This is a genomic window from uncultured Sphingorhabdus sp., from assembly GCF_937872355.1.
Classification (GTDB): Bacteria; Pseudomonadota; Alphaproteobacteria; order Sphingomonadales; family Sphingomonadaceae; genus Sphingorhabdus_B.
The window spans coordinates 1-4,424 of sequence record NZ_CALMSV010000028.1; the positions used below are offsets into that span (position 1 = coordinate 1).

Consider the following 4,424-nt stretch of genomic DNA (forward strand, 5'->3'; position numbering starts at 1 on the left):
CATTAGTCTCGCGCCGCGTGACAGCGATGGTCGAGATGCATTGCGGTGCAAAGACGAACCAGGCGAGGAACGCAAGCGCAGTTGCCAGCGACCAATTCCCCGCCAGCTTCATCCCAAGGCTCGACGCCTGCTCCTCTTCATCATCGGCATCAATGGCATAAGCGGTAGCGAGTGCTGAAACGGCAACCTCGCGCGCGGCCATGGCCGGGATGATGGCAAGCGCAATGTCGTGGTTGAAGCCTATGGGCTCTACTGCCGGTTCGATGACCGAAGCGATACGGCCAGCCGCCGAATATTCGACCTGGCTCTCGCTGCTGCCAACCGGAACCGTGGGGAAGCTGAGCAATGCCCAGAGGACGATGGTGGCAACGAAAATGATCGTACCCGCGCGGCGGAGAAAGACCAGCGCGCGCTGCCATAGTCCCAGCGCGATATCTAGGATCCGCGGCAGTTGATAGCGCGGCATTTCGATGAGGAAGCTGCCCCCGCGGCTTTGCGTCACAAAGCGCTGGATGACCGCGGCGGCCAGCATCGCGCCGACAATGCCCAATATGTAGAGCGCAAACAGCACCAGCCCTTGCAGGCCGATGCCGGGGCCGACAGCGGCCGAAGGAATGAAGGCGCCGATGATCACCGTGTACACGGGCAAGCGCGCCGAGCAGGTCATCAGCGGCGCAATTAGAATTGTCGCCAGCCGCTCCTTCTGATCCATGATCGACCGGGTCGCCATGATGCCGGGAATGGCGCAAGCAAAGGAGGACAGCAGCGGAATGAAGCTGTGCCCGGACAGGCCGACCGCCGCCATCATCCGATCCATCACAAAGGCGGCGCGCGTCATATAACCTGACGCCTCGAGCAGAAGGATGAAGAGGAAGAGGATCAATATCTGCGGCAGGAAAACGACTACCGCGCCGACACCGGCGATAACGCCGTCGGTCAGGAACGACCGGAAAATATTGTCGGGCAACACCCCGCTTATTGCATCAGTCAGTATCGCAAAACCAGTTTCGATCCAGCCGATCGGCGCCTCTGACCAAGCGTAGACCGCCTGGAACATCACAAACAGCAAAGCGAGCAAGACGACTATGCCGCCAACAGGATGCAACAGGACATTGTCGAGCCGCCGCGTCCACTGCCGCCCTTGTGTTTCGCTGACGATTGCGGCGCGCGAAATTTCATGCGCCCGCTTGGTGATTTCAGCGCGTCCTTGCGGTACCTCCGGCGCATCAATGTGCGTGCTCAATTCCTGCGCAAGCTCGTCGAGTAGTGCATCGAGCCCGCGTTTGCGCACCGCAACGGTCGGCACCACCGGCACGCCCAAGGCAAGTGCGAGTTTCTGTGCATCAAGCTCCAGCCCATCGCGTGAAGCGAGATCGACCATGTTGAGTGCGACTACGGTGGGGAGGTCCTGCCCGATCAGTTCGAGCGCAAAGCGCAGATGGTTGTCGAGATTACCGGCATCGACGACGACGATCAGCGCATCCGGCCGGCGCTGCCCCTCAAATCGCCCTAGCACGACATCACGGGTTACCGCTTCGTCGAGGCTATCGGGTTCCAGGCTATAGGCGCCGGGAAGATCGATCAGTTCGACCGGACGTCCGTCGGCAAAAGAAGACCGCCCTGATTTGCGCTCAACCGTGACGCCGGGATAGTTTGCGATTTTTTGGCGTGCGCCGGTAAGCGCGTTGAACAATGCGCTTTTCCCGGCATTGGGATTGCCGACCAAAGCGACCAAGGGAACCGCTTCGGTCATGTGTCCTGCTCACAGCTGATGGCGATGGCAACTTTGCGACGCAGTGCAACCGTCATGCGGCCGATGCGAACAGCGATGGGATCGCGCCAAAACAATATGCCCTTGTGCAGCGCCTCCACCGTCACCCCGGCGTCAAAGCCCAGCGAACGCAAGCGATGCCCTTCGGTTTCCGGAATTGCTGTCCAGTCAATCGAAGTGATGCGGGCCGAAGCGCGAATAGGGAGGGTGTCGAGATTCACGAGCGCTTTTTGATAATGTTTCGCAATAAAGGCAAGTGCAATATCTAACGCGGCGGATAACGCAAACGTCCGATGAAGCGCGACAGGCTGGGCATATATTCACGCCGTTTCTTAGCCTGCGCCTTGGCCTTTTCGAACTGCATCACATTTTCGATGCGCCGGTCGAGGAACGCCCGCGTTTCGGCAAAACCTTCGCTTTCGTCATTGACGAACACCGCCAGTGTCGACGCATAGACCGCCGAGAGCGTCATTCGTTTGGTATAATGGTTGAAATCGGTCGCGGTATCGCCGGCCAATCGCCACATCCGGTCTGCACTGCGCCAACCGACGCGTGTAGCGGTGGCGAGATTTTGCGGCATCGCCATTATTGCCATTGCCCGGCGCTGGCCTTCGCGATCGGGAGCAGCGATTTCGAGTCGGGTGGCGACGAGAGCAGTTATCCGTTCACGAATTTTCATCGCAGCAAGTTTTTCGGGTGGCAGGCGGCGCGCCATTTCCGCATCGACCGAACCAATCCAAGCCTCGATCAATGCCATCGGTCCGCCCTTCAGCGACAATCCGGCCAGATCGGGATCAACACCGACCTCAACAGCGGCGGCCTCAACAGCTATATCGTTCCAGCCATCAAAGGCTGCATGTGCTGCTAAACGCGGAGCGACAGCCTCGCGGATTTCATCGAGCGTCGGATCAGCGGGAAGCGGCGAAGAAGCCATGGATAACATCTAGGCCTTTGGCCGCGCTTCGGCAAGGCGCACAAGCACGAGAGCCGCCATCACCATCGCTCCGCCAACATAGTCGAGCGGGGTGAGGGCTTCGTCAAAAGCTGCCCATCCTGCAAATGCCGACAGCGCAGGCTGCAGCAATAAGGCCAGCCCGATGATGAGCGGGCTGAAATGCGGCAGGGCGTAGGTCAGGAAGCCTTGCCCCAGCACCTGGCTAGACAAAGCGAGGATGATAAGCGGCGTCCAGTTTCCGGGTAATATTTGCTCGCCCGCAAACCATGCGACAGGCAAAAGAAACAAAGCCGCAGAACCCGATGCCAGCGCCAGCGAGGACCAGCTCTCGGTGCTTTCGCGCACCCGGATCATCGCCAAAAGGTAAAAGGTATAGAAGAGCCCGGCGAGCAAGCTCAGCCAGTCCCCCTCAAAGTGCTCGGGTGAGATTTCAAAACTCTGCCCCATCAGCAGGGCTGCCCCGGCAAAAGCGAGCAGGATTGCTGCAGCCTGCATTGGCGGCGGCAATTTGCGTGCAAGGAAAATGCCGTAGATCGCCAAGAGCAGACTGGCGCAGTTGGCCAGCAGCGTCGCATTGCCAAGCTTGGTTTTGAAGATGCCGATATGCCAGGCGACGATATCTACCGCAAAGAAGAAACCTGCGAGCAGCACTAGCCCCAGCAAACCCTTGGGCATCGACTGGATCCGGAAGCCTGCACGATAACCGATAAAGGCCAAAAACGGCGTCGCCAACGCCAAGCGCCAAAATCCGGTGGCGATCGGCCCGGTATCGGCCAGCCGCACGAGCAACGGACCGAATGCTATGCAAACATTACCCGCGATCAACGCGGCGAAGGCAAGCGCAGGGGCCTTCTGAAAGATTTGCTTGTCCGACATAAACCCCCGTTGCAATTTGCAACCCGTATCCGCATGTTACACAGCAAGCAACGCCAATAGGGAAAGCAAGCATTCATGACCACAAGCCTTTTTGATCCGATCCAGCTCGGCGCGATCCACGCCCCCAACCGCATTTTAATGGCTCCGCTGACGCGCGGGCGAAGCGAAGGGGTGCATGTGCCAATCAGCGCGCTGAAGGCAGATTATTATGCCCAGCGAGCCACTGCTGGCCTGATCATCGCCGAAGCGACCGGCATCACTCAAGAAGGCTCGGGCTGGCCTGCAGCCCCCGGCATCTGGTCCACCGAACAGGTTGAGGCGTGGAAGCCGGTGACCGAAGCCGTGCATAAGGCCGATGGCCGCATCATCTTGCAGCTTTGGCATATGGGCCGCCTTGTACACCCCGATTTCCTCGGCGGTGCACAACCGGTTTCGGCTTCGGCAACGACGGCGCCTGGCTATGCCCATACCCCGACAGGGAAGAAGGATTATGTCGAGGCGCGCCCGCTGCGCCTCGATGAAATCCCGCGTGTCATAGGCGATTATGTCCATGCGGCAAAGAATGCGATGGCGGCAGGATTTGACGGCGTTCAGATCCACAGCGCCAATGGCTATTTGCTCGACCAGTTCCTGCGCGGCAATTCCAATCTGCGTGACGACGACTATGGCGGCTCGATTGAAAACCGCATCCGCCTGACCACCGAAGTAGCTCAGGCTGTGTCCGATGCCGTAGGTGCGGATCGCACCTCTGTACGCCTCTCGCCCAACGGCGAGACGCAAGGTTGCGACGACACCGATCCCGTCGGCCTTTTCACCGCCGCA

The 4,424-nt window shown here is 59.5% G+C and carries 5 protein-coding genes; 1 reads left to right on the forward strand and 4 read right to left on the reverse strand.

Annotation, left to right across the window (positions count from 1 at the left end):
- The 4 genes from Q0239_RS01140 to Q0239_RS01155 all read right to left on the reverse strand — a co-directional run.
- On the reverse strand, positions 1 to 1,753 hold a 1,753-nt coding region (locus Q0239_RS01140; RefSeq protein ID WP_298597071.1), incomplete at its 3' end, for a ferrous iron transporter B.
- A complete protein-coding gene (locus Q0239_RS01145; RefSeq protein WP_298597074.1) occupies positions 1,750 to 1,992 on the reverse strand; it encodes a FeoA family protein in 243 nt (80 codons plus the stop codon). The genes Q0239_RS01145 and Q0239_RS01140, both read right to left, overlap by 4 nt.
- A 44-nt stretch (positions 1,993 to 2,036) precedes the next feature.
- Entirely contained in the window at positions 2,037 to 2,714 is a 678-nt protein-coding gene (locus Q0239_RS01150) for a COQ9 family protein (RefSeq protein ID WP_298597077.1), read from the reverse strand.
- Positions 2,715 to 3,602, reverse strand: coding sequence for a DMT family transporter (locus Q0239_RS01155; RefSeq protein WP_298597080.1), 888 nt, complete (start codon positions 3,600 to 3,602; stop codon positions 2,715 to 2,717). It abuts the gene before it with no gap.
- A 75-nt stretch (positions 3,603 to 3,677) separates the two neighbouring features.
- On the opposite strand from Q0239_RS01155, the gene Q0239_RS01160 reads away from it, so the two are divergent.
- The coding region (locus tag Q0239_RS01160; RefSeq protein ID WP_298597083.1) for an alkene reductase at positions 3,678 to 4,424 on the forward strand (747 nt) is incomplete at its 3' end.